Genomic DNA, 26,035 nt, shown 5'->3' with positions numbered 1-26,035 from the left:
TCATGAAAAAACATTTGCGCAAGTCTGCCGTTACGCTTCTAGCAATAGGTGCCAACCTGCTGTCAAACAATATCGTTCTGGCAGAAGATGCTTATCACCTTGAGGAAAATGGCGTTATCGTATTCGACGTTGAGTCTGAGCCCGCTGACGGTGATTGGCAATTAGGTACAGAGCGCCTAGATAGTCTGGGGGACGGATACTATCAGTGGGAGGGTGAAAACGGAGGTCCAGGTCGAGGAACCATGCGATACCACTTCACGGTGCAAACGCCCGGTAACTATCAGATTCGTCTGAGAAGCCTGATTGGCAAAGGCGAGAACAACACCGAACACAACGATTCCTGGATTCGCATGCCTTCCGGGGTAGATATTCCTGAAGAGGAGCCACTGGACGGCTGGACAAAGATCTATCAGAACATCTTCCCTGCTGCCTGGACTTGGGATACACGAACGGTGGATTTCGATAGCCGTGTCGTCAGGCAGTGTTTTCCTGCAGGCGATCATTACATTGAATTGTCGGGCCGCTCAAATGGTCATGCTATTGATCGCATAGCGTTGTATCGCTACGATGAAGTTAACTACAGCCAAGCCGCTTTTGACGAACTGCCTCTATCGGCTGTCAGCGAAACGGCTTCTGGCATTGATGGAAGTAACAGCACAGACTGCGATTTCGAGATTACCGAAGAGCCGATAATAGAACCATTGGAACCGATAACACAGGTAGATATCGAGATTGAACCAGATACTGGTCAATGCCTGATCGACACAGTGTTACTCAAATCAACGCTTGATGGGCAAGATATCAACGGAATGCTGAGCTCCACCGAGTTGCTAGAGGTTGCCTACCTTGATCGTCGCGCGCTTATCAAGTTCGACACCAGTCTGGTGCCTGCTGCCACTGAAGCATACCTCAATTTTACCACCGCCAATAATGCAGGAGAAGGTCAGATCAGCGTATACCTAGGCTCTCATTCTGACTGGGATCATGCAGCTGACCAGGATGAGGACAATCAATCATCAATACCTGACAGCTCGGCGTTGATAGGAAGTGTGACCGGCAGTTGGATAGCGAATACTCGCCATCAGATCGCTCTGGATGCAAGCCTTCTTCAGAGCGGGTTCATCACTCTGATTATCGAGATGTCTCAGGCAGTCGATGCCTTTTCGATCGTGTCTTCCGAGACAGCTGAAGCGGCACCGGCGTTGCTCATAGCAGGCGGTCAGCAGTTTTGTGCTACCTATGACAATAACGTCCTGCAAGCAAATCCACCTGAGGTGGTTCAGCCCGAGCCTGTCGTGGAACCACCCATTGACCCAGAGCCTGTTGATTCACTTGAGCCCGTTGAACCAATCAACCCGCCTGTTACTCAGGAACCCGTGGATCCAACTGATACGAAAGAGCCATTCGTCGAAATTACGGATTCAGAGGAATCTGCTAACGCCAACACGAAAAATTCTGGCGGGGCTGGCAGTTTTTGGCTACTGCTGCCATTGGGCTACTTTTCATACTATCGCAGAACCAGAAGCGCATTGCCTGTCAAGCAACACTAGCAGAATATGCCATACGATACGATCAGGCAAATATTGACCGAAAACTCTCCCGATCGATGCCTCAAATCTCATTAATTTCTCTGACTGCATTTCTACTAAATCACCGAACCCTTGCGCTGAATTACCGTAACTCATCTCGGGTATACGAGTACTTTTTCTTGAATGTCAGATTTGAGTGTGCCGATGGTGTGGTCCGAGAATTCTAATTTCGGCAGGCGTGGCATTTGGCTAACACGTCTTGACAGAGCTCGAATCTGCCAACGCTCCTACCATCGATTTCCAGCTGGTTGAAGCGCGATTGAATCCGTAAACCGCACGCTGCTTTTTTGTCGGGCTAAAGTGGTTATTGATTATCCAAATGCCTCCACCAATGTCAGCAGTTATTAGAACATGGAAGGGTGTACGCAAGCTTACAATAACGAGACGCGGCAGCAGGTTCGTGCCGTACCTCTCGTTCGAATACTATCTACATGAGCATCCAGGCGGTGTGGATCTCACACCAAAGCGGCGCATCAGTTCCATCGCCGAGAACCCGCTCTTCAGCTGAGTAAGGTGGTACATCTTGCGAAACCAGGTACTCAGCGACAGTTTAGTGTGTTCATAAATAGACCTGCTGTCGGCGACAGTTCGCGCACTGGTACAGATTGCGCGAATCCAGTCGATGTCCATTTGGGCTCCTCCACACTCTGGGCAGACGAAGCCATCTGGTCAGCGCATAGTCTCCAAAACTGCTTCGCACTGAGCTTCCATGCCCAGATTTTGCAGAAACGTCACCTCGCTGAGGTTGTTCTGGAACTAGATAGCATTGCGTGCAATGACTGCTACTCCACATCCATATAGTACAAACATATTGTACACCTATGAAGGCGGCCAAGGCACGTGGGTAGTCATTATCAGTCTTTGAAAGGATCAATACCTTTATGTTTTGCCACAAACCAATGAGCATCGGTACTCTTGTAGTTAAGGGTTTCTCCCAATTCGAAATGTTCCTTGAACTCATCTTCATGGACGAGCCAAAAATTGTCGAATAATGGGCGTGTTTTCGGATCGGCGTAGAGTCGCTGCAATACGGCGGGGCCTGTCATATCCCAGACACTTTTAGAAGTTCGCTTACGCACATTGTCTAGCGCGTTCTCCAGTACCAGATGCATCAGTGGATCTTCTGCATCTCGAATATAGATGGCGCTATTACAAATACCTTTGGGACGTTCATAGAAGATACCCTGATGCCCACGACTCACCCACTCCGCTACAGATATCCTGGAACCGTAATCCGCATCGATATAAAAACCACCGTGCTTCGCAAGGTAGCAATATCGAAAAAGATCACATCGCATGGCGGGCAATACACTCTGGTTGTAAAGACTACGAACCTCAGCACCGTAGTGACGCGTGATGAACTCACCAGCAGAGTCATCATTGAAAAACGAATATCCACACTCCGGATTTCCTAGTTGCACGCTGTCAAGCAGAGCGGCTACTTCTTCGGGTGCATCGTTGTCCCAGAACTGAACGATTTCAGTCAGTAGTTCTGATTTAAACTTCGCTTGGCTCATACTATTCCCTCGGCTCGTACATGGGCATCTACAGGTTGATTGCGACCGAAGCTGCCACTGCAACCTTGTAGATGATATCGACTATGGTTGCAGCTAGCTGTAGATTCTTGACCGGCACCTTGGGCAAAACGATAATTTCGTCGCCGGAGCGCACGTCAGGATTTTTACCACTGGACACCTCACCGTTCGCATGTACAACCACAATACGATCTCTTTCGGCTTGCTGATTAAAACCTCCGGAGCGAGCGATGTAATCTCTGGCACTCGCCCCTTTGCTGTACAACATCGCCTGTGATACAAGTACTTCACCACTTAGCAGTACCGACTCGCTTCGGCTCGGGATGGAGATGGTATCACCTGATTGCAAAATTACATTGGCTATCCCACTGTCTTTGGCAACAACCAGTCGTCCATTGGGTTCAACTCTTCGGGCCGACTCTATAAACTGTCTGATCAGTTGCGCCTCCTGCGCACGAATGGATGACTCTTGATCAGTTTGCGATGATGCCGTAAGGTAGCTGGCTTCCAGACGCTGAAGACTCTCGCCCAAAGCCGCTTTCTGCCTTAGCGCAATAGTTTTTCGCTTCAGCGAAACTGAACCTGTATCAGCCAGAACCTGATCTACTTCAATATAATCCAGCAGCTCATGCAACCGAGTATCGGGAAGCACCGTATAACGCGACGGTCCCAAGTGAGCTCCCTCGACTTCAACCACTATGACCTGATCATGCTGGTCGGCCTTGAAACTTATCTCGTCGCCGTCAAATAGTTGCACAGCGGCAAAGTCCTCGAGAGGTACATAAACCGAATGTGGTCGTTCGCCGCGTACGCCGGAGATACCAACGTAATTGACATCTGGAGCGATCATGGCCATGGCTTGCATTGCTGCACCATCTACGGTGGCATCCAGCAACTCATAAAGTGCAGGATTCTTGATATCACCATCTACTGAAATGCTGCTACCACGCTCCCCAACGACAATCGTATCGCCATCACGAAACTGTATGGATTCGATCTCGCCGCTGACAAGAAACTCGTACAAATCGACGTTTGCTATGTTCTTTCTGTTGCGAATTACGCTTATCTTTCTATAGCTGCCACGTGACGGATCGACACCACCTGCACGATCGAGGAAGTAGAGAACAGAATTTGATGGTATGCCAGCAAAGCGGCCCGGATTAGGTACATAACCTGTCACAAATACAGCAACCGGTTGAGAGCTATCAAGATTGGTGTATACGCGGACATTATCAGTATATACGGTGGATACAGCTTGCGAGACGCGCTCGTTCAACTGAGTACTCTGAGTATTACGCAGCATCACCGGGCCAACACCAGGAATAAAAATGTTACCTTGATGATCCACAACAAGACTCTGGTTAAACTGCGTTGCCCCCCAGATCCGAATGCTGACACGATCGCCTGGCTGAATGCTGTAACTGGGATTTAGCCCATCTTCACCGTCGGCACTGAAGCCACCTGTAAACAGGTTGGCACCGAAAGGCTTAATCGAATCATCAAGCAGCCGAACGCGGGGCGCAGTAGAGCGCGAGCTATTTCCGGCAGGCTCACGTGCGCCTAACGGTGCAACTCCTGAAGCGTCGGCTTGCGCTTGTGCCTGACTACGAAGTAAGGCCGCGGCCTCAACATCCTGTACGCTGCCCTCCGTATAACCGGAACCGCCAACTGACTGTGCGAAAGCTGGTGTAAAAAGAGCCAGCAAAATTGCTGTAAGTAGAATCTTGTTCAAAATATACCCGCTATCGTTAACGCTGTGGAAGGTGCAGCAACTACCATGCCCGATGGCCGCAATAGGAATATTGGAATCGGTCCGCGATGGCGGACAGTCTGTGACCCACGTGGTGTGCAATCTAGACCTGTCAGAGACCGTTGTCCGCAGTTGATTGGCAAAGCTAGCAGCTCAACGCTCTGCCAGTGCTCACCTACTACAAAACGCTCATGCAACTGTTACAGTAAAGTCTTAATCTGACTTCGAACTGTTTGTTCAATCTATCTTCAGCGACCGATGTGATCACGCAGTGCTGACCACAATAGCCCCCCAATCAGGTAGCTCAGGAAAGCAAATATAGCCACGGTTAAAACCTCCATAAATCGACGAGGTTCTAGAGCCTCATCAGGCAAACCAGGTTCGATAAACGTAACAATGTATTGTTTCTTGCGCTGAGCTTCCAGACGCGCCACCTCCAGAGAATTCAAAGCCGAAGTATACTGGTGTTGCGCTAGTTGCTCTGCCAACGCAAGTGGACCGTAGTCCTGTATCAAGCTACTCATCTGTGTTCCATCAACACCAACAAGACGACCTTTCTCCAGGCTCAATTGCTTGGACAACGCGTTTATACGATTCTTCAGACTAATGATAATCGGAGAGTCATCACGAATAAATGCCCGCTTCTCTGTCAACGTTGTGCGGTTTTCGATAAGCCTTGCCTCAAGGTTCGACACGATTCCCAACATGGCGCTTGATTCTTCGGCAGGGTTGATGGATTCGCGGGTATTTCGAAAACTCGTCATCTCACGGCTGGCGACACTCACCTTCTGAGTTGCTCTCTCAACCTCTGCATAAGCCGTTGCCAGTGTATCTTCCTCTATGCGTTGAGACATCTCGTTGACCAGCTCTTCGCTGAGCTCTATCACCAGATTAGCTAGATTCTGAGCGGTATTTGGATCGAAAGCGCGAGCTCGCAAGGTCACCACATCGCTTTGTGTATCGCGCACTACATCCACCTTGTGTTGAAAGTACTTGAGTACCTGCTCCTGTGTTGCATGTTCATTTAGTCGAGTAAATCGATCGATTGATTGATCGGAATAGTGATTATCAAAGTCCATGCGTTCACGGATTTTTCTAAGTATATCCTTAGAGTGCAGATAGTCTGCAACAATCATCGTCTCGCTACTACCTGAAGATATGACGGGCGACGACAATATTGCTGCAAGCCCTCCCCCTGAACTTCCTGCGGCAGAGCGTATGGCGAAGCGTGCTTCGGAGACATAAATATCCGAAGCCATCGTACCAAAGTAAAAAGTGGCAATCAGGGTAGGTATCCCGACCACTATAATAAGACTTCTTACTATTAAATTCATGATTCAGGCTGGGCGTGTTTGTAGAATCTGGTATTCATGCAAGGCCTCTTTCAAGTTGTCATACATAACAAGCTTGCCATCTTGCAAAATTGCAGCCATATCACAATTGCGCCGTATGGTCTGCTCATTGTGAGACACAAGAATGACGGACGAATTTGCACTTCGTTCATCGAAGGCTCGACGAAACTTTTCCTTATAGCGCGCGTCACCAGTTTCCAGTGCTTCATCAACAAGGTAGTAGTCAAAATCACATGCAAGGCTTACTGAAAACGCAAAGCGGCCTCTCATTCCTGCAGAGTAACTGCGCAATGGCACATCAAAATAGTCACCCAGCTCTGAAAACTCCTGAGTGAACTGCACGATATACTCAGGATCTTCACCATATATTCTGGCTACGAACATGGCGTTCTCGCGAGCGGTCATTGTTGACTGGAACCCACCGGTATACCCCAGCGGCCAGGACACCCTGCCTACACGGCTGATATGCCCGGAATCGGGAGGCTCGGCATCGCCAATAATACGAATCAAAGTGGACTTGCCCGCACCGTTAAGCCCCAGAATACCGACATTTTTTCCTACAGGAAATTTTATATTCACGTTGTCAAGCACTACTCGCTTGCCGGCAGATGTACGATAGCTTTTACATACTGAAGTAAGCTCTATCACAAGCCGACAATCGCCCGGCGTTTCATCGCCTGATGCACCAGCAGCCCGAACGCTAGCGACGCTATGGTTGCCTCGATCGCGTAGCGCCAGCTACCATGTGCGGTTTCAAAAGAATAGAAGAACGATGAGCGTAATAGCTCAATCATATGTAATAAAGGATTTAACAATAGATAATCACGATAGGGCTGTGGTATTGAATCTGCAGTATAAAAAAGTCCAGAACCGAAGAACAAAGGGCGTCCAAGAGCCACATTCATGAACTGTTTAAGAGATGGAACAAGGGGCACCACGCACGCCAATGCGAAACCGACGCCGACACCGAACAATGCCAGCAGGGTGCACGCGGCAAGTACTCCCAGGGGATTCTGCACGCGCACTTCCACCCCGCCGATGTGTGCGGCCGTGATAAGGACCACGAATACTGTTGCCAGTACGGCCACTTCAAGCAAGGCCCGAGCACTAATCACATCAAATGTTGTAACTTGCGGAAATCCCAATAAAGACTTGTTCTGTGTAATCGCCCCCTGTAATTGACTCATAGGTTCTCGGAACATCATGAAAGGCACAAAACCTGTAATCATAAACAGCTGTATTGGCATGCCGCCGGCACTTGAACGTCCCATCAGCGTAAACATGGCTACAAAGATACTAACCATCAAGGCAGGCTCAAGAAAAGCCCAGACAAAGCCGAGTTTGTGTTCTCCATAGCGGGATTTTGCGTCACGTAGAATTAGCGCTTTAGTGACGCGCGCTTGTGTTGATAACGCACCTGCCACCTGAGCAGACGTTATCGGAGGACGAGCAGATCTCCGCGAACTGTGTAAAAGTTCAGGCATCTCTATCGTCCTAACTCAGCAGTGCGGCAAGAGTGGCGAACTGCCATCCGCCTCCGCACACCAGCCAACGGGACCGAACCCAATGGCCCACTAGCGCTCGGACGCATGTACAAGTACTCGTTGCTCATACGACAGGCTACCGGGACGAACTCATTGACAGAAGCACTATTGTTTTTTTCACAAGATCGACCACTGGCCGTTGTGAATCCTCCCCAAATGGCGACATTTCCCAAGGACGCCGTACTACCCTTTTCAGACATCACAGAATCACCTCTACCAGTCCTATTAGCTCTAGGTTGTATTGCACACTAACAAACTCTAGATCAGACACCAGAGCGCCTGCATACATGGTGACAGGCGCTGACGCTATGAAATCATGCATCTGCCTGGTAATAATCAACGGCTTTCGAAAGATTCCTGACTGGCCCATTCGCGAGATAATGTCATGTCCCTTGCACTCCAGTATCATTACAATAACCTCGTCTAACTTCTCGTTCAGATTGGCTGCAATCGGTGCAAGTGCAGCCGCTCGAATGGTCATTGATCCTACAGCGGCGGGCATGAAACTGGAGGAGTTGCCTTGGGCGTACGCTTTGCGCTGAGCGAAACTTATGTCGCGTTGGATGCATCGGATGAAACTCTGTGGCTAATACCGATGCGAGATCCATACCAAGAGAACAAAACCCAAGTTAACCATTTTCGATTGCTCAGCCAACAGAGCATCGTTTTCCTGCTCCACCAACGTCTGCGCACTCGTACCATCAGAAGCCAGGCAGCTGATGCGACCCATCTCGCATCAGCGCGTGGCAGCCGTTTCTCCATAGAGGTGAACTGGCAGCCAGCATGTGCGAAAACATCTGTAATGCTGTCCCTTGCGGTGACTACACTTAGCCCGACAGGTTAGGTACGGCCACACGAGATAATAGCCCCGTACTACTCAGGGGCAAGGGGTGGCACTCTCTGAACGAGTAGTGGCATTGGCCATGCGCAATACGCTGGATGAATTTCTCTTCGTAGGCACTACAATCAGTAGCGTAACGAAATCCATCATAGAGTGACAAGTCTGCGAAAACTGTAAATACTGGAGCGAAGCTGTCTAGTCAAGCCTGCCACTCACAAGCTATAAAACTTCCAACAACAAAGAAGACTCGACCTCCAATAACTGATCAGCTCTTATCGAATTGGCATCCTCGATATTATTGAACTCAGCAATATTTTTCCAGTTCAGCGCGTTACCTGTGACTCTGGCAGCAAAACCCCACAACGTCTCACCTGCGCTCAATTTCATGCTGACGGATTCAGCTACAGCCGTTCTCGCCTCGACAGAGCTTTCAGACTTAACAGACTTAGCAGACGAGGAAAATGAATCCAATAAAGAAATACTTCGCGTGGTGTACCACTCTCCCTTCCCACTATCGCAGCTGCGCAGCGGCAAAGCACGACCATCGAGGGTTTCCAATTTGCGACACTTGCGCCCGCTTGCAGCTGTATAAGTAGAACTGATTGCCACCTCACCGGCCCCTTCTATGCGAGTGCGATCCTCACGTTCAGATATGACCAGCAATTTCTGTGCTTCCTTATAGCTATTCGTCATGTAGCCCGACTGACTTCCGCTAGTTGCACAGGCTCCCAACAGGAACGGTAATAACAACATCGCAAATTCCTTATTCATGGGTCTGGTCATCGTCATTCTCTATCCGCCCTTGTTGTTGGCGAAGATTTCAATCAATCCGCAAACCTGATCCTCTTCACCTTCACGCGCACCAGTCACGATCAATGCACGAATCTTGTATTTACGCATGAGTATTTCGGCATCCGTTACCATCGCATCTGCGGATATGGTCACCGGGACAGGCGTCATGAAATCCCGGACGCGTTTATCCAACATGGTTGGATCCATGATGAGTGCACGTCTCAGGTCCCCATCGGTCAGAATCCCCAGCAGACGATCATTTTCGATGATGATGCAAAGCCCTAATCTGCCGGATGTCATACAAAAGATGGCTTCTCTGACCGATTCTTCAGGTCCTATCAAAGGCAGGTTTTCAGTCAACATCGTATCGGAGACGCGTGATAGCAGACGTCGTCCCAATATGCCGCCAGGATGGAACTGGGCAAAGTCGGATGGTTTGAAGTCGCGAGCACGAATCAGGCAAACGGCAAGTGCGTCCCCCAAAGCCATGATGGCTAAGGCAGATGTTGTCGGTGCCAGATTATTCGGACAGACCTCACGTTCGATGTCGACGCGTAATACAACATCAGACTGTTTTCCCACCGTCGTATTATCAGCCCCTACAATCCCGATGATCTTGTTGCCAAAATACTTCAGCGAAGGCATCAACTTGATCACCTCTTCGGTCTCACCACTATAGGAGATCAGAACAATCAGATCTTCTGCGGTGATCATGCCCAGGTCACCATGAATGGCCTCCCCCGGGTGTACATAGAAACTAGGCGTCCCCGTTGAGGCAAGTGTGGCGGCTATCTTCTTGCCCACAATGCCCGACTTTCCCATTCCGGAGACAATGACCCGACCTTTGCAGCTCAGGACCAGGCTAACCGCGTCGTCAAATTCCGAGCCGATCTTGCTGGCAATCGTTGCCAGTGCCTTGCTTTGAATCGTCAGCGATTCAACGGCCGTCGGTATGAAGCTCGACGAGTGATCGTTGGAGCGTAAGGTTCGTTGAGTTAGGCTCATCGTGATATCTGTTCTTGGAAGGCCAAAGGCCCCATGGCAAGTGTCACGACTGCACTTGCCATTTTCGTACCAGAGCCTTGCAGCCCATCAGATATGTATCTGTCTGTCAGCCCTGAGGAGGTACCATGCCTGACGAGCCAAAAGCATCAGGCAAGGTACCAGGCTCTCTCAGAACTTCCAAGCCCTGGCGTTACCTACACCTGCGCCTACTTCCTCCCAGGCAGCTCCCGACTGATCAGCTCGGCCAGTGCCAGCGCCTCGCTGCGCGTCTCTGCCAGACAGTTGACATGCCCCATCTTGCGCCCAGGTCGCGCCTCGGCCTTTCCGTACAAATGCAAATGCACGCCGGCCTGCTCGAAAAGTGCAGACCAGCGAGGCTCTCCTTCCGTCCAGACATCGCCCAGCAGGTTCAGCATGCACACCGGTGACAGCAACTGAGTGCTGCCCAATGGCAATCCACACAAGGCCCGCAGCTGCTGTTCGAACTGCGAACAAACCGTAGCGTCCAGTGTGTAATGGCCACTGTTATGTGGCCTGGGCGCCATCTCGTTGAACAGGATTTCGCCTGCTGAATCAATGAAAAACTCGACAGCCAGGACTCCGTGATAATCCAACCCATTCGCCAATTGCAGCGCCAGCTGACGCGCACGCTCGAGCAGAGCTTCATCCAGCGAGGCCGGTAATGTCGACGTGCTCAGAATGCCATTGACATGAACATTCTCTGCGATGGGAAAAACAGCAGTATCACCCGCATAACCACGCGCCAACACCACCGAGACTTCAGCAACCAGTTCGATCCTTTTTTCCAGAACACAAACAGTTTGACCCTGACTGATAAAGGCGGCTTTTACGTCTGCCTCTGTTTGACAAACTATCTGGCCTTTACCGTCATAACCCAGTCGCGCTGTTTTGACGATGGCAGGCAGACCGACAGTCGCGACCGCCGGGCTGATATCCGCCATTTCTCGCAGGGGTGCAAACGGGACCGGCTGCAAACCATGCTGACTGGCCACCGCCTTCTCCACATTGCGATCCTGGGCAATGCGAATGCTGCTCGCGCCGGGTGCAACACGACAATGCCGGGCGAGTTGCTCCAGACTTTCAGCGGGCACATTCTCGAACTCGACAGTCACCGCATCGCAGGCCTCCCCTAGCGCTGTCAATGCATCGGCATCATCGTAACTTGCCACCAGCTTGTGCTCTGTCAATTGCATGGCAGGAGCGTTGGCATCCGGATCCAGAACCCAGGTGTGATAGCCCAATCGTCTGGCTTCAAGAACGAAGTATCGCCCTAACTGCCCCCCGCCCACAACACCAATAGTCGCACCCGGAAGCAGTGGTTGCAGAGCTTCATTCGCTGAATCAGCAGTCATCAGACTTGCTCGGGTGGCAAAGTCATGGCTTGTGCCTTGGCTTGCTGCTCAATCCGGAAAGCCTGTAGCTTCTCAGCCAGCTGCGGATCTCCTATTGCCAGCATGGCGACGGCAAACAAGGCAGCATTGGCCGCACCTGCTTCACCGATGGCAAAAGTCGCCACGGGCACGCCCTTGGGCATCTGCACAATGGAATACAGAGAATCCAGGCCGCTCAGATGTCGGCTAGGCACCGGTACACCCAACACTGGCACCGTCGTCTTGGCTGCCAACATGCCCGGGAGGTGAGCTGCCCCACCCGCTCCGGCAATGATGCTACTCAGACCGCGCGATGCAGCCGTTTCGGCATACCGAAACATCTGATCGGGCATTCGGTGCGCAGACACCACTTGTTTTTCATGAGGAATGTCGAAAAATTCCAATATTTCCACCGCGCGCTGCATGACGGGCCAGTCACTACTACTGCCCATCAAAACACCAACCTTGATATCCGTCATAGCCACTTCTAGAGAATGTTGTCTTTACAGCGCAGTATACTGGAGCCTCTTTCCGAACTTGGCAAAAACCTCCAGAGCATGAGCGCACATTCAACCGATGAAGGCCTGCACACCACCTCGATACGCTCTCTGGAGCTGCAATACCGTGGCAAGGTGCGTGATATCTACGTCATTGACGATGCACACTGGCTAATCATAGCCACCGATCGGGTATCTGCCTTCGATGTCATCCTGCCCAACGTTATCCCGGGCAAAGGCAAGTTACTGACAAAACTTGCCATGTTCTGGTTCAATCGCGTCCAGGCAATGATCCCGAATCACCTGGCCAACCTTTCTCTGGAATCCATATTGCCCGACCCGGCAGAGCGCGCCCAGGCTGAAGGTCGTTGCATGATCGTCAGGCGGCTTAAAGCCCTTCCCATTGAAGCGATAGTCAGAGGCTATATCATCGGCTCCGGCTGGAAAGACTACCAGGACACAGGCTCTGTTTGCGGACACACCCTGCCAGAGGGCCTGCAACAAGCCGACAAGCTGCCCCAGGTCCTGTTTACGCCAGCGACCAAGGCGGAGTTGGGTGATCACGATGAAAACATCAGTTTTGACACCATGGTAGGCATCGTAGGCGAGAAGCTGGCCGACGATATTCGACGCGTCAGCCTGGCCCTATACAATGATGCGGCCAGTTATGCTCTGGAACGCGGCATCATCATCGCTGATACAAAATTCGAATTCGGTCAGGACTCTCAAGGCAACCTGGTCTTGATGGACGAGATTCTTACCCCCGATTCATCACGTTTCTGGGAAGCTCAAACCTGGAAACCGGGTATCAGCCCACCTAGTTACGACAAGCAATATGTGCGCGATTGGCTGGAAACGCTGGATTGGAACAAAACCTCACCGGGGCCAGAAGTGCCGCAAGAGGTTATCAACGGCACGCTGGAACGCTACCAGGAAGCGGTTGATCGTCTGACTCGTTAATAACATCGGCCAGGTGCAGGGCCAGATCCAGACCTTGGCCTTGTACCCTGAACAGTTGATGTTGCGGCCTGCAATTACTCGCAGGCCGCAGATACAACGTCTTGCTTAAGGTGTCGTAAAATTATGCGACAGTGACGCGCTCATCCAGGTAGACGTCCTGAATCGCATTCAACAACTCTACGCCATCCTTCATATCCTTCTGAAAGGCTTTGCGTCCTGAAATCAGTCCCATGCCACCCGCACGTTTATTGACAACAGCCGTGCGCACAGCCTGACTCAGATCGTTCTCGCCTGACCCGCCACCGGAGTTGATCAAGCCGGCACGGCCCATGTAGCAGTTAGCCACCTGATAACGCACCAGATCAACCGGGTGATCAGTCGTCAGTTCTGAATAGACTTTCGGGTGGGTATTGCCGAAGTTGACAGCGTTATAGCCGCCGTTGTTCTCAGCCTGCTTCTGCTTGACAATATCTGCCTGAATCGTGGCTGCCAGATGGTTCGCCTGTCCCGTCAAATCGGCTGACACATGGTAGTCAACGCCGTCTTTCTTGAACGCCGGATTTCGCAGATAAGCCCACAATACGGTGACCATACCCAACTGGTGAGCACGATAGAAAGCTTCTGAAATTTCCTGAATCTGACGACGTGAATCCGGAGAACCGTAATAGATAGTGGCACCAACAGCGACAGCTCCCAGATCAAATGCCTGCTCTACCTGAGCAAACAGTGTCTGTTCATAGATGGCCGGGTATGTCAGTGTCTCATTGTGATTCAGTTTCACCATGAACGGGATACGGTGCGCGTAACGACGCGAGACCGAACCCAGAACACCCAGTGTTGAGGCAACACAGTTGCAACCACCTTCTATCGCCAGCTCAACAATATTGGCCGGATCAAAATAGATGGGATTAGGAGCAAATGAAGCTCCTGCAGAATGCTCAATGCCCTGATCGACAGGCAACATGGACATATAGCCAGTGCCTGCGAGACGACCACTGTTGAACAACTGCTGCATGGAACGCATGGTTCCGGCCCCACGATCGCTTTCACCAATGACACGACTGACAAAGTCCGGGCCAGGTAGCTGCACCAGTTCCTTGGGTAATCCTTTACAGGTGTGATCAAGCAGATATTCCGCTTCATCGCCCAATAGAGAAACTGTATCGGTCATAACTTTCGTCCTGTGAGTTGTCTTCGAAAAATCAAAAAAAAGTGATACCCGTTATTGCGGCTCACACACTGCGTGAGTTGAGCATCGCAACCGCCGGCAATGTCTTGCCTTCAATGAACTCCAGAAAAGCACCACCACCGGTGGAAATATAGGAGACCTGGTCTTCTATGCCGTACTTGTCAACAGCTGCGAGTGTGTCTCCACCACCAGCAATTGAAAATGCCGATGAGGTAGCAACGGCCTCAGCAACAACTCGGGTACCGTTACCGAACGCATCAATCTCGAACACACCCACCGGGCCGTTCCAGACGATCGTGCCAGCGCCGCGCAATATAGCGGCGTAGGCTTCAGCGGTTTCAGGGCCTATATCCAGAATTCGATCATCACCTTGCACATCAGCAGTTGCCCGAGTGAATACTGGCACGTTATCCGCCAACTCCGCAGCGCAAACCACATCCGAGGGAATCGGTATTGCAGCACCACGCGCCTCGGTTCGACGCATCAATGCCGCAGCATCGCCAACCAGATCGGCTTCGTAGAGCGATTTGCCCACTTCATGCCCAGCCGCTGCGATGAAGGTATTCGCGATTCCGCCACCCACGATCAGCTGATCGACTTTGTCAGCCAGAGACTCCAGCACTTTGAGCTTCGTGGACACCTTGGAACCACCGACAATGGCGACCAGCGGTCGTCTGGGGTTATCAAGAGCAGCATTCAAAGCATCCAGCTCTGCCGCCAGCAAGGGACCGCCACAGGCGACAGGCGCATGCATGCCAACACTATGTGTCGATGCCTGAGCCCGATGAGCAGTACCAAATGCATCCATCGCATAGACATCACACAAGGATGCGTATCGCTTGCCCAGCTCATCGTCATCGGCTTTTTCACCCACATTGAAGCGAACGTTTTCCAACAGTACAACTTCGCCTTCAGCCACCTCTGGCGCCTTCTCCAGATAATCCGTAATCAGACGCACCTGCTGGCCCAGCAACTCGCTCAATCGTTCTGCCACGGGAGCCAGTGTTGACTCGGCATCCACCTGGCCCTCAGTGGGACGTCCCAGATGCGACATGATCAATACACGGGCACCGGCTTCAATGGCGTACTGCACTGTGGGCACAGAGGCCCGAATACGTGCATCCGAGGTGATCTTGCCATCTTTCAAAGGCACATTCAGATCCTGCCGAATCAACACGCGCTGCCCCGCCAGGGGCAGCTCCTTGAGTAGCTTCATCATCAGGCGGCGTTCATCGCTGCCAGTGTGGTATCGAGCATGCGGCAAGAGAAGCCCCACTCGTTGTCATACCAGCTGCATGCCTTGACAAGATTGCCGGCCATGACGCGTGTCATGCCTGAATCAAAGTTTGATGAGGTAGAGGTGTGATTGAAATCGATCGATACCAGAGGCTTGTCGTTATAGGCCAGAACCTTGCCATCAGCCGCCTTCTTCAGGATGCTGTTGATCTCTTCCACCGTCGTATCACGACCGGCAGTAAAAGTCAGATCCACGATAGAGACATTGATGGTCGGCACGCGCATGGCAAAGCCATCGAGTTTGCCATTGAGTTCTGGCAATACCAGTCCCACCGCTTTCGCAGCTCCCGTGCTGGTTGGGATCATGGACATGGTCGCTGAACGAGCACGACGCAGATCTTCGTGATAGACATCAGTCAGCACCTGATCATTGGTGTAGGCGTGGATGGTTGTCATCAAACCATTGACGATACCCACAGAGTCATTCAGGGCCTTGGCCATAGGTGCCAGACAATTAGTCGTGCACGATGCATTAGAGATGATCTGGTCTGAAGACTTCAGAACACCTTCGTTGACACCAAAGACCACGGTGGCATCAATATCTGAGGCACCGGGCGCAGAAATGATGACTTTCTTGGCCCCAGCTTTCAGATGCAGCCCGGCTTTTTCCCGGTTCTTGAAAAGGCCTGTGCACTCGAGAACCACATCGACACCCAGCTCACCCCAAGGCAGCTTGGATGGATCACGTTCGGCGAATACTTTCAGCCGATCTCCGTTGACCACCATGTAGTCACCATCAACAGAAACCTCGCCGGGAAATCTGCCGTGTGCGGTGTCGTACTGAGTCAGATGTGCATTGGTGGCGGCGTCACCCAGATCATTGATGGCAACAACGTCAAATTCCTCACTGCGTCCCAATTCATGGATAGCGCGGAGCACGTTTCGACCGATCCGGCCGTAGCCGTTGATTGCAATTTTGATTGTCATCTGGAATTTTCCTTTTTTCTAAGTATTAAGCTTCGAAATGTTTCGCTGGAAGGGCAAGTGTCGAGATCGACACTTGCCACGTCTGCAACACCAGTACAAACACTTTGTTACAGACACATACGATTACAGGACGCCTTTACCAACTCGTTCAGCTATTCACTGCGGCAACCAGCGCCTGAACGCGAGTAACCAATGCATCGGTAGTCAGACCGAAGTGCTTGAAAACCTCTTCTGCCGGTCCTGATTCACCGAAGGTATCAATTCCCATTACATCACCATCCAGGCCGACATATTTGCGCCACAAGTCAGTTGTTCCGGCTTCGACAGCCATCCGCGCCCGCATGGCTGGCGGCAGAACCGAGTCACGATAGGACTGATCCTGAGCATCAAAATGATCGGTACTCGGCATGGAAACCACTCGTACTGGCGTACCTTGATCTGCCAATGCCTGAGCCGCCTCCATTGCCATACCGACCTCGGAGCCTGTAGCAATGATGACAGCCACTGGAGCCTGGGCAGGTTCATGCAAAATATAGCCACCTCGTGAAACATCAGCGAGCTGTGTATCGGAACGTTGCTGGTGCGTCAGAGCCTGGCGACTGAAGATCAGGCAAGAAGGCCCATCCTTGCGTTCGATCGCGCTTTTCCAGGCGATGGATGATTCCACGGCATCGCAAGGACGCCAGACTGCCATATTGGGTAGCAAGCGCAGTGTGGCTGTCTGCTCTACAGGTTGATGAGTCGGGCCGTCTTCGCCGAGCCCGATAGAATCGTGTGTGAACACGAAAATATTGGGCAGTTTCATCAAAGCACACATGCGCAGTGCATTACGGCCGTATTCGGAGAACATCAGGAAAGTGGCTGTGTAAGGCAGAAAGCCCCCATGCAGACTGATGCCGTTGCTCATGGCGCTCATGGCAAATTCACGCACGCCATAGTTGATGTAATTGCCGGCTGGGTCATCATGGACGACCTTGGAGCCACTCCAGATGGTCAGGTTCGAACCTGCAAGATCCGCAGAACCACCCAGAAATTCAGGCAGCAAGGGTCCAAAACCATTCAATGCGTTCTGAGATGCCTTGCGCGAAGCGATCGTCTCGCCCTTTTCGACAATCGACTTGATGAAAGCGTTGGAATCAGCTTCCCAGTTCTCCGGCAAATCGCCTGCCGTACGGCGCTTGAATTCAGCCGCCAGCTCAGGGTTCGCAGCCGCATAGGCATCGAACAGCTTGTTCCATTCTGATTCTTGAGTTTCACCAGCATCACGCGCATTCCAGCCTGCGTAGACATCAGCAGGTACCTCGAAAGCACCGTGTTCCCAGCCCAACTGCGCCTTGGCAAGCTTGATTTCATCATCACCCAACGGTGCGCCATGACTACTTTCCTTGCCACCCTTGTTTGGTGAACCAAAACCAATGGTTGTGCGAGCACAGATGAGTGTCGGCTTGCCGGTCTCGGCACGTGCAGCCTCCACCGCCGCCTTGATGGCGTCAGAATCGTGACCATCGACTGCCTGAATCACGTGCCATCCGTAGGCCTCGAAACGCATAGGCGTGTTATCGGTGAACCAACCCTCAACTTGTCCATCAATCGAGATGCCGTTGTCATCATAAACAGCAATCAGCTTACCTAGCCCCAGAGTGCCTGCCAGCGAGCAAGCTTCATGGGAGATACCTTCCATCAGGCAGCCATCGCCCAGAAAGACCCAGGTGTTATGGTCGACAATCGTATGCTCGGACGTATTGAACTGCGCACCCAGTGTACGTTCAGCCAGAGCCATCCCCACCGCGTTGGCAATACCCTGCCCCAGAGGCCCTGTCGTAGTCTCCACGCCAGGTGCATAGCCATACTCTGGATGACCCGGTGTTCTGGAATGCAATTGACGGAAATTCTTCAGCTCTTCGATTGGCAGGTCGTAACCTGTCAGATGCAGCAGTGAATACAGCAGCATTGACGCATGGCCGTTGGACAGCACGAACCGGTCGCGATCTGCCCATTGCGGATTACCCGGGTTGTGTCGCAGAAAGTCGTTCCACACGACTTCGGCCAGATCAGCCATGCCCATAGGGGCGCCTGGATGACCTGAGTTGGCCTTCTGGACTGCGTCCATGCTCAGGGCTCTGACGGCATTTGCAAGTTCGCGGCGTGTTGTCATGCGAGAACGTTCTCCTGATAATTTTTCCGCGCGTATGATCGCGCAGCGCAGTATCGCCCGTTACCTACCGGGACACACCACTGGGGGCCGCAGTATAAGCGACGTTAGGCCTTTAAATTGAAGCCGTTGGCAATATGTTCCTCCTCTATGGCCCACATGATGCTCTCCATGCATTAAATAATTAAGAATTCAGCTACAAACTACCTTTTTTACTACCATTTGGCGCCCCTCCGAGTATAATAGGGGGTTACGCTGACCGCAGGTACTCTATGACCGCTCGCATCGCAATGGACAAGTCCCAACAGTCCAGCCTGAAAGAACTGATTAAAAAAGGGAAAGAGCAGGGTTTCCTGACTTACGCCGAAGTCAATGACCATCTGCCTGAAGGGATAGTTGATCCGGAACAGGTCGAAGAAATCATTGCAATGATTGCCGATATGGGCATATCGGTCGGCGAAGTTGCGCCTGAAGCCGACTCCCTGATTCTCTCCGACAAAAACTCCAGCGCCGATGATGATGCGGCGGATGAAGCAGCAGCCGTGCTCGCCACGGTTGACGGAGAGTTCGGCCGTACAACCGACCCCGTACGCATGTACATGCGGGAAATGGGAACCGTTGAGCTCCTGACCCGAGAAGGCGAAATCGAGATTGCCAAGCGCATCGAAGATGGCCTCAAGCAGGTCCTGCGCGCTCTGGGTACTTACCCTGAAACAATCAACCTGCTACTGGAACGCTATCAGCAATTCCAGGAAGAGCAGTTGCGCTTCACGGACATCATTATCAATTTCGCGGAGACATCCGAAGAAATCAAGGTTGCCAAGCCACCTTCTGACGATGATGACGACGATGAAGTTGTTGACACCGGCCCGGATATGGAAGAAATCCAGCGCCGCATGATGGCCATGCAGAAAGCCTACGGCAAAGCGCTGAAGGCAATTGACGCAGCCGGTGGCATCCAGGATGCGGCCAGCAAGGAAGAGATGGAACAGGTTTCTGCCATTTTCCTCGAGTTCAAATACGCACCCGCTTTCGTAATCACACTAGTTGGTGGATTGCGTGGCCAGGTAGAACGTATTCGCTCACTGGAACGTCAGATTCGTGACATGTGTGTCAAGCAATGCAAGATGCCACGCAGTGCGTTTATCCAGAGCTTTCCGGGTCACGAAACAGATCCGGGCTGGCTGGACTCTGTCATCAGCAACAAGAAGCCTTACACCAAGGCCTTGGAAGAGCGTCGTACCGAGATCGAACTGCTGCAGACTCGTATTCAGCAAATCTGTGTCAGTAGCTTGCTGCCGATTACCGATATCAAGGAAATCAATCGCAAGATGTCCATCGGTGAAGCGAAAGCTCGCCGCGCCAAGAAAGAGATGGTTGAAGCAAACCTGCGACTGGTTATCTCGATTGCCAAGAAGTACACCAATCGTGGCCTGCAGTTCCTCGATCTGATCCAGGAAGGCAACATTGGCCTGATGAAGGCTGTCGACAAGTTCGAATATCGTCGTGGTTACAAGTTCTCGACCTACGCTACCTGGTGGATTCGTCAGGCCATCACCCGCTCTATCGCGGATCAGGCCCGTACCATTCGTATTCCGGTACACATGATCGAGACCATCAACAAGCTGAACCGTATCTCTCGTCAGATGCTGCAGGTCATGGGTCGTGAGGCCACGCCTGAAGAGCTGGCTGAAAAGATGGAAATGCCTGAAGACAAGATCCGCAAGGTGCTGAAAATCGCCAAGGAGCCCATCTCCATGGAAACACCAATCGGTGATGACGAAGACAGCCATTTGGGTGACTTCATCGAAGACAACAACATTCTGTCTCCGGTCGAAACAGCCACAGGCCTGGGCTTGGGTGAAACCACCCACGAAGTACTGGCCAGCCTCACACCTCGTGAAGCCAAGGTACTGCGAATGCGTTTTGGTATCGACATGAACACTGACCACACCCTTGAGGAAGTGGGCAAACAGTTCGATGTAACCCGCGAGCGTATTCGTCAGATCGAAGCCAAGGCTCTGCGCAAGCTGCGTCACCCTACCCGTTCAGAGCAACTGCGAAGTTTTCTGGATAATCAGGAATAATTTTTCTGTAGAGACGCGCGGCCCGCTCTGTTCATGACAGAGTGGGTCGCGCTTTTTTTTGCCTGAAATTCAGCAAGGAGCATTTAGGCGACTAAACAAATCGCCCTGACGTATACGACTGACAGCCTCAACTAGCGACAGAGGAGCATGTAACTCTGCATGACTACCCACGAACTCACCCAGGCTGCAACACCTTATGAAAAGCAGCACACTTATACAATCGCATGAGTTAGAATAGCGACCTTGTGGGCCTGTAGCTCAGTTGGTTAGAGCAGGGGACTCATCTTAAATGGTGCGTTCATATCGTAAGATATGAAATGAACGGGATGAATTCAGGGAAACCTTAACAGCTCAGTTAATCACTGAGGCTGATGGCAATCCTGAGCCAAGCCAAAGGTACACCTTTGGAAGGTGCAGAGACTACCTGAGAACTTTAGTGTTCTTGATAACAGGCTAGAGCTTCCCGCGCCCCACCAGTCACTTCGATTGAGGGTGATGAGATAGTCCGCTCCGTGCAGAAATGTTCGGGACAAGTGAATCCCTTGGTCGCAGGTTCGAGTCCTGCCGGGCCCACCATTTATTATCCAAATACCTCCTATATAGGACCGGAACCATCTGATGTCCGCGGATTGTGACCACGCCAAGTCCGAAATGGATAGCGGATGGTCTCGGCACCAAATTTTCAGGACCGGGACACGGCCCTGCCAAATCCACATTCTTTGCACAATTAAGCGGCAACCAAATCGGGTTGCTGCCGCTCTATAGTTCTTTCTTACCAGAACTGACGGAGTGAAGATGATCAGGAAAACACTGAAAGCAACTCTGATAGCAGCGACTCTCGGCCTGATGCTGAGTATCGTTCTGCCGGCAAACAACGTATTCGCACAATCCCATGGAAAAGCGGACTCACGCAAATACCAGTACCCAAATATCGGACATGAAATTCGTACCTTGCCCAAGGGCAACCAGACCGTATTGGTCAATCGCAAGAATTATCGCTATACCAACGGCAGCTTCTATCGCCCCAACAACAAGGGTGCTTATGTCGTTGTGCGCGCCCCCATAGGGGCAAGAGTACGAACACTGCCCGCTAATCGGGTGAATTTCAGAATTGGCAACAGAAACTTCTTCTTTGCCAACCTCACCTATTACCTGTGGGACCAGGGCCGATCTGAATATATCGTCGTGGACAAGCCTGATGGTGCAGAATCGGCAATGGGCTCGGCTCAAGACACCGTCACAAGCCCCGGCAACAGCATCGTCTACCCCAGCGAGGGGCAAAGTGATGAGCAGCGAGCACGTGATAGATATGAATGCTACCAATGGGCAGTGGATGAGACAGGCTATGACCCGGCTTCTGGAGTGAATGACTCGGCCGCATCGAGCGATTACACGCGTGCCAACTCCGCCTGTCTGGAAGGTCGTGGCTATACCGTCAAATAGGGCGCTCGGCAAGGATCCAGGCCGACACAGGCCTGGATGCGACTGCTCCAGATTTCAGCTCACAGTAAACAGTCGAACCACACGTTACTGGGTGAGCCGCTCAGTCCTCGCTGGATTCGTCATCGTGTCGCTACCATCTCGTTGAGCAGTGCATCCATATCGTTCCATGGCACCACATGTCCACGCTCTCTGCGTTGTCGGCTATTACCACCATAGATCAGCCACGGGTCTAGCGTAATCGAGCCAAGGCGTTCACGCCAGTAGTCAAGCCCTTTGAAGAAGTCACTGGCCACTGTAGCGCCCGACTTAATCTCAACGCCCATGAGGCTACCGGTACCCGTTTCGATAAGCGCATCAAGCTCGTGTCCCTGCTTATCACGCAAGAAATACACGCTTGGTTTTAGCCCTGCGTTGCACTGCCCTTTTATCAGATCCATGATGGCCCAATTCTCAAATAGCGCTCCACGCAGCGGATGGGTCATGACTTGCGAGACATCACGGATGCCCACCAGAGATGCAGCCAAAGCGCTATCTACGAAATACAGCTTTGGTGTCTTGATAAGACGCTTGGAAATATTGGTAGTCCATGGTTGCACCAGCAACACCAGATGGCTCGCCTGCAATACGCTCAGCCAGCTTTGCGCTGTCGCACGATTGATTCCGGCATCCTCAGCCAGCGAATTGATATTCAGCAACTGCCCACAGCGGCCCGCACACAGTTGCACAAAGCGCTGAAATGCCACCACATCACGAATGTTCATCAGTGCCCGCACATCGCGCTCCACGTAAGTAGCGATGTAATCCTGCAGCCAGACCTCGGCGGCGACCGGACGATCATGAATGGGCGGGAACAGACCCTGTTGTAACAACTCGGCAACTGAAGACGGTGCGCGCCCCGCCGCCGTTAGCTCACCGAGCGAGAAAGGCAGCAACGTCAATAAGGCTGTGCGCCCAGCCAGGCTCTGTGTGACAGATTCGATGAGTTCGAACTGGCTGGAACCAGTGAGAATGAACCGACCCATTTCGTTGCCTGCATCCACAATGCCCTGCAGGTAGGACAACAGATCAGGCACCCGCTGCACCTCATCAATAATTGCCTTATCTCCGGTATCTGCCAGAAACCCACGTGGGTCCTCTGTAGCAAAAGCACGGATATCCGGATCTTCCAGCGATATGTATCGTGCTTCCGGTCTGAGCAAACGAGCCAGCGTTGTCTTTCCTGACTGTCTGGGACCGGTGATTGTGAGGACCGGATACGAACGCAGGCGTTCCTCTGCCACTGATATTATCTGGCGCGGGACAGGGTTCGCGGGGAGCTTTGGTTCATTCATCGTGACTAATTGTACATACAACCATACAATTAGTCATCCATGCGGCTTGAGTGTTGGATTTCATCAGGCGAAAAAGTCGAAGCCGCCAGTCAATAAGTCAGGAGTAGCGAGTAACATCTCAAGAGGAGATTTGATGCGATATATTGCAATTCAAGGTCCTTATACCGCGGACATGGGATGGTCACAATTCGCGGACATCAGATGGTCCCGGTCCTACAAAAGCCGCTATACGCAGCTTTTTTATAACCCGAAGACAACTCCGCCCTCCCCTCTTGCCAAACTACGCCGCCGCCGCCCCATCACAATCAAGTAGCGCCGTAAAATCCCCCAGCGCAACAGCTCCGGCATAGAAAAAACCCTGATATTCCTGGCAGTCATACGCTTTCAATGCCTGCAACTGCGCAGCAGTTTCTACCCCTTCGGCGACAACGTCGAGATCAAACAGACGTGCCATGGATATGATCAGTTCGATAATCGGTTGCGCCGATTCGATCTGTGCAATGAAGGAGCGATCTATCTTCAGGCAACTGATCGGATAACGATGCAGGTAGGAAAGATTCGAGTATCCCGTACCGAAGTCGTCGATGGCAATGTGAAACCCATAGTCCACCAGCGCCTGCAACTTGTTGATGGTCGCTTGATCATTGCCTAGCAACACCGACTCAGTGATCTCAAGCTCCATAGAATGCGGATCACCCCCATTGTCTTCGACAATCTGTATGAAGTCCTCAACCAGCGTTTCCGCAACAAACTGTACCGGCGACAGATTGACCGATATTTTGAGAGTATGGCCGTTCTCGGCCCAGCAACGTTGCGCAATAACGGCCTGCGTCAGTACAAACTTACCCAGCTTGCCGATCAGACCCGAGTCCTCACAAGCAGGGATGAAATCGGCCGGACTGATCATGCCACGCTCTGGATGGAGCCAGCGCACCAGGGCTTCCGCGCCATGTATATCTCCCGTCTGCACATCAACCCGCGGCTGAAAATAGGCAGAGAATTGATCTTCCTGCAGGGCCACCATCAGTTCGGATTCCAGATTGATACGACTATCCACCGCCTCGCTCATATCCGGCGTGAAATACGCAGCCTCGTTGCGCCCCAGACCCTTGGCGTGATACATCGCAAGATCTGCGTGGCGCATCAGTTCATTGATATTCTTGCCATCTGCCGGAAACAGGCTCACGCCAATAGAGGGGGTGACGCGTACGTTCCTACCCTGCAGCATCATCGGTTCCGACAAATGTTGCTTCAGCTGGTTAATCATTTCATCGACCTCTCGCCTATCCCTCAAGGGTCCCATCAGCAGCAGAAATTCATCCCCACCGAGCCGTGCAATATTGTCGGTGTCACCAACCAGATGCTTGAGCCGGTCGGCAATTTCTACCAACAGGCGGTCACCGGCCTCATGTCCCAGCGAGTCATTGATGTCCTTGAAGTGATCCAGATCAATGAATATCAGCGCGCCTTGCTCACCTCGCGCACACATCTGCAGGACGCGCTGCTCCAGCACGACTGATACATGATTCCGATTGGGCAAGCCGGTCAGTGTGTCGTGCTCGGCGAGATAGTTGGCACGCTCCTGGGTGGCTTTCAGCTGTGAAACATCCACCTCACTGATCAACCACGCAGACTCTGCGGAAACCGCATCCAGGCAGCGACGTGCGGATATATCGTGCCATCGATCGCCACTGCCGACATGAACGCTGGCGACGAAGTTGACTTCCTGCTCACCTGAGTTATCGAGTCGGTGCCTTGCAGTCTTATCAGTGAAATGCTCATGCAGATGTTCATCACTACTGCGTACCGAGGCACGTGCAGCCGGATTGCGATACAAGGGCTCCCCCTTGGCGCTATAGAGCGTGATCATGACCGAGGTATGCATCAAAGCTTGCGAACTTCTGAGCGCATCGTTATCCAGCCGCTGGAATCCCTGCGCCTCACAGAACATGGACATCCGCCCATCTCCCAGTCGAAAAGCACTGAACAGGACTTCCACCGGCTGCGGTTCGCCATTCGGATACAGTGTCCAGTACTCTTTGAATTCAGCAGTATCATCGTTCGCAAAGTCCTGCTGGTACTGTCGCAGCCGCATCATTACCACCTGCGTCATGTCTACGGACAGATCGCGCTCGCTGAGCTCCTGTCTTGTTTGCGCTCGCCAGAGCGCCAATGCTTCTGTATTAGCCCAGACAATGCTGGCGTCGTCAAAGTCATACACCCAGAGAGGCTGGTGAACACGCTTCAACTCAGACAGGCGGTTTTCGAGACAGACCACGGTGGCCTGACGTACTGAGAGCTGAGAATTGTTACTCATTGCGCATCAAATAGCCGAATTGAACTCGATGTCCACG

21 protein-coding genes are annotated in these 26,035 nt (G+C 52.0%); 5 read left to right on the top strand and 16 right to left on the bottom strand.

The genetic code is table 11. The annotated features are described in order from the left end of the window. Window positions 1–2 precede the first annotated feature (2 nt). Window positions 3–1,550, top strand: coding sequence for a hypothetical protein (locus IMCC3135_RS07430; protein ID WP_088917030.1), 1,548 nt, complete (start codon window positions 3–5; stop codon window positions 1,548–1,550). Between the two features lie 893 nt (window positions 1,551–2,443). Here IMCC3135_RS07430 and IMCC3135_RS07425 read toward each other — a convergent pair. The 6 genes from IMCC3135_RS07425 to IMCC3135_RS07400 all read right to left on the bottom strand — a co-directional run bounded on the left by IMCC3135_RS07425 (window position 2,444) and on the right by IMCC3135_RS07400 (window position 8,272). After that, window positions 2,444–3,106, bottom strand: a complete 663-nt coding sequence (locus IMCC3135_RS07425; protein WP_088917029.1) for a glycosyltransferase family 32 protein — start codon at window positions 3,104–3,106, stop codon at window positions 2,444–2,446. Between the two features lie 28 nt (window positions 3,107–3,134). After that, window positions 3,135–4,856, bottom strand: coding sequence for a polysaccharide biosynthesis/export family protein (locus IMCC3135_RS07420; RefSeq protein WP_236994757.1), 1,722 nt, complete (start codon window positions 4,854–4,856; stop codon window positions 3,135–3,137). Between the two features lie 266 nt (window positions 4,857–5,122). Continuing rightward, entirely contained in the window at window positions 5,123–6,208 is a 1,086-nt protein-coding gene (locus IMCC3135_RS07415; protein ID WP_157735822.1) for a KpsE/RkpR family capsule polysaccharide export protein, read from the bottom strand. A 3-nt stretch (window positions 6,209–6,211) separates the two neighbouring features. Beyond that, a complete protein-coding gene (locus IMCC3135_RS07410) occupies window positions 6,212–6,805 on the bottom strand; it encodes an ABC transporter ATP-binding protein (protein ID WP_205737952.1) in 594 nt (197 codons plus the stop codon). A 65-nt stretch (window positions 6,806–6,870) separates the two neighbouring features. Next, the gene (locus tag IMCC3135_RS07405; protein WP_088917026.1) at window positions 6,871–7,710 is read right to left on the bottom strand and encodes an ABC transporter permease; all 840 of its coding nucleotides are present in this window, start codon (window positions 7,708–7,710) and stop codon (window positions 6,871–6,873) included. Between the two features lie 259 nt (window positions 7,711–7,969). After that, the gene (locus tag IMCC3135_RS07400) at window positions 7,970–8,272 is read right to left on the bottom strand and encodes a hypothetical protein (protein WP_157735821.1); all 303 of its coding nucleotides are present in this window, start codon (window positions 8,270–8,272) and stop codon (window positions 7,970–7,972) included. A gap of 18 nt (window positions 8,273–8,290) precedes the next feature. Here IMCC3135_RS07400 and IMCC3135_RS33945 point away from each other — a divergent pair, with 18 nt between their 5' ends. Next, window positions 8,291–8,614, top strand: coding sequence for a hypothetical protein (locus IMCC3135_RS33945; protein WP_157735820.1), 324 nt, complete (start codon window positions 8,291–8,293; stop codon window positions 8,612–8,614). A 216-nt stretch (window positions 8,615–8,830) separates the two neighbouring features. On the opposite strand, the gene IMCC3135_RS07395 is transcribed toward IMCC3135_RS33945, so the two are convergent. The 4 genes from IMCC3135_RS07395 to purE all read right to left on the bottom strand — a co-directional run bounded on the left by IMCC3135_RS07395 (window position 8,831) and on the right by purE (window position 12,278). Then, complete coding sequence (locus tag IMCC3135_RS07395; protein WP_088917024.1) at window positions 8,831–9,400, bottom strand: LysM peptidoglycan-binding domain-containing protein; 570 nt, start codon at window positions 9,398–9,400, stop codon at window positions 8,831–8,833. Between the two features lie 3 nt (window positions 9,401–9,403). Continuing rightward, window positions 9,404–10,408, bottom strand: a complete 1,005-nt coding sequence (locus tag IMCC3135_RS07390; RefSeq protein WP_088917023.1) for a KpsF/GutQ family sugar-phosphate isomerase — start codon at window positions 10,406–10,408, stop codon at window positions 9,404–9,406. Between the two features lie 206 nt (window positions 10,409–10,614). Beyond that, window positions 10,615–11,781 carry a 5-(carboxyamino)imidazole ribonucleotide synthase gene (locus tag IMCC3135_RS07385; RefSeq protein ID WP_088917022.1) on the bottom strand — a complete coding sequence of 389 codons (1,167 nt, stop codon included), beginning with the start codon at window positions 11,779–11,781 and terminating at the stop codon, window positions 10,615–10,617. Further along, window positions 11,781–12,278 (bottom strand): 5-(carboxyamino)imidazole ribonucleotide mutase, encoded by a 498-nt coding sequence (gene purE / locus IMCC3135_RS07380; RefSeq protein ID WP_088917021.1) that lies wholly within the window; start codon window positions 12,276–12,278, stop codon window positions 11,781–11,783. The genes IMCC3135_RS07385 and purE overlap by 1 nt, the downstream gene beginning before the upstream one ends. A gap of 78 nt (window positions 12,279–12,356) precedes the next feature. Here purE and IMCC3135_RS07375 point away from each other — a divergent pair, with 78 nt between their 5' ends. Continuing rightward, window positions 12,357–13,256 (top strand): phosphoribosylaminoimidazolesuccinocarboxamide synthase, encoded by a 900-nt coding sequence (locus IMCC3135_RS07375; RefSeq protein WP_088921729.1) that lies wholly within the window; start codon window positions 12,357–12,359, stop codon window positions 13,254–13,256. Window positions 13,257–13,377: 121 nt separating this feature from the next. Here the strand turns inward: IMCC3135_RS07375 and IMCC3135_RS07370 are convergent, their stop codons facing one another. The 4 genes from IMCC3135_RS07370 to tkt all read right to left on the bottom strand — a co-directional run bounded on the left by IMCC3135_RS07370 (window position 13,378) and on the right by tkt (window position 18,823). Beyond that, entirely contained in the window at window positions 13,378–14,427 is a 1,050-nt protein-coding gene (locus IMCC3135_RS07370; protein WP_088917020.1) for a class I fructose-bisphosphate aldolase, read from the bottom strand. A gap of 61 nt (window positions 14,428–14,488) precedes the next feature. After that, window positions 14,489–15,661, bottom strand: a complete 1,173-nt coding sequence (locus IMCC3135_RS07365; RefSeq protein ID WP_088921728.1) for a phosphoglycerate kinase — start codon at window positions 15,659–15,661, stop codon at window positions 14,489–14,491. A 2-nt stretch (window positions 15,662–15,663) separates the two neighbouring features. After that, window positions 15,664–16,668: a type I glyceraldehyde-3-phosphate dehydrogenase gene (gap, locus tag IMCC3135_RS07360; protein ID WP_088917019.1), complete on the bottom strand. Its 1,005-nt coding sequence runs from the start codon at window positions 16,666–16,668 to the stop codon at window positions 15,664–15,666. Between the two features lie 148 nt (window positions 16,669–16,816). After that, a complete protein-coding gene (gene tkt / locus IMCC3135_RS07355; protein WP_088917018.1) occupies window positions 16,817–18,823 on the bottom strand; it encodes a transketolase in 2,007 nt (668 codons plus the stop codon). A gap of 269 nt (window positions 18,824–19,092) precedes the next feature. Here tkt and rpoD point away from each other — a divergent pair, with 269 nt between their 5' ends. Together rpoD and IMCC3135_RS07345 are read left to right on the top strand one after the other, a co-directional pair. Then, entirely contained in the window at window positions 19,093–20,907 is a 1,815-nt protein-coding gene (gene rpoD, locus IMCC3135_RS07350; RefSeq protein WP_418251419.1) for an RNA polymerase sigma factor RpoD, read from the top strand. Window positions 20,908–21,702: 795 nt separating this feature from the next. Beyond that, the gene (locus tag IMCC3135_RS07345; RefSeq protein WP_088917017.1) at window positions 21,703–22,350 is read left to right on the top strand and encodes a DUF6515 family protein; all 648 of its coding nucleotides are present in this window, start codon (window positions 21,703–21,705) and stop codon (window positions 22,348–22,350) included. 119 nt (window positions 22,351–22,469) lie between these two features. On the opposite strand, the gene IMCC3135_RS07340 is transcribed toward IMCC3135_RS07345, so the two are convergent. Both IMCC3135_RS07340 and IMCC3135_RS07335 read right to left on the bottom strand, forming a co-directional pair. Continuing rightward, window positions 22,470–23,681: an ATP-binding protein gene (locus IMCC3135_RS07340; protein ID WP_088917016.1), complete on the bottom strand. Its 1,212-nt coding sequence runs from the start codon at window positions 23,679–23,681 to the stop codon at window positions 22,470–22,472. 280 nt (window positions 23,682–23,961) lie between these two features. Further along, complete coding sequence (locus IMCC3135_RS07335) at window positions 23,962–25,998, bottom strand: putative bifunctional diguanylate cyclase/phosphodiesterase (RefSeq protein ID WP_088917015.1); 2,037 nt, start codon at window positions 25,996–25,998, stop codon at window positions 23,962–23,964. Window positions 25,999–26,035: the final 37 nt, after the last annotated feature.

Source organism: Granulosicoccus antarcticus IMCC3135 (genome assembly GCF_002215215.1).
Classification (GTDB): Bacteria; Pseudomonadota; Gammaproteobacteria; order Granulosicoccales; family Granulosicoccaceae; genus Granulosicoccus; species Granulosicoccus antarcticus.
This window is presented reverse-complemented; position numbering and strand designations above follow the sequence as displayed.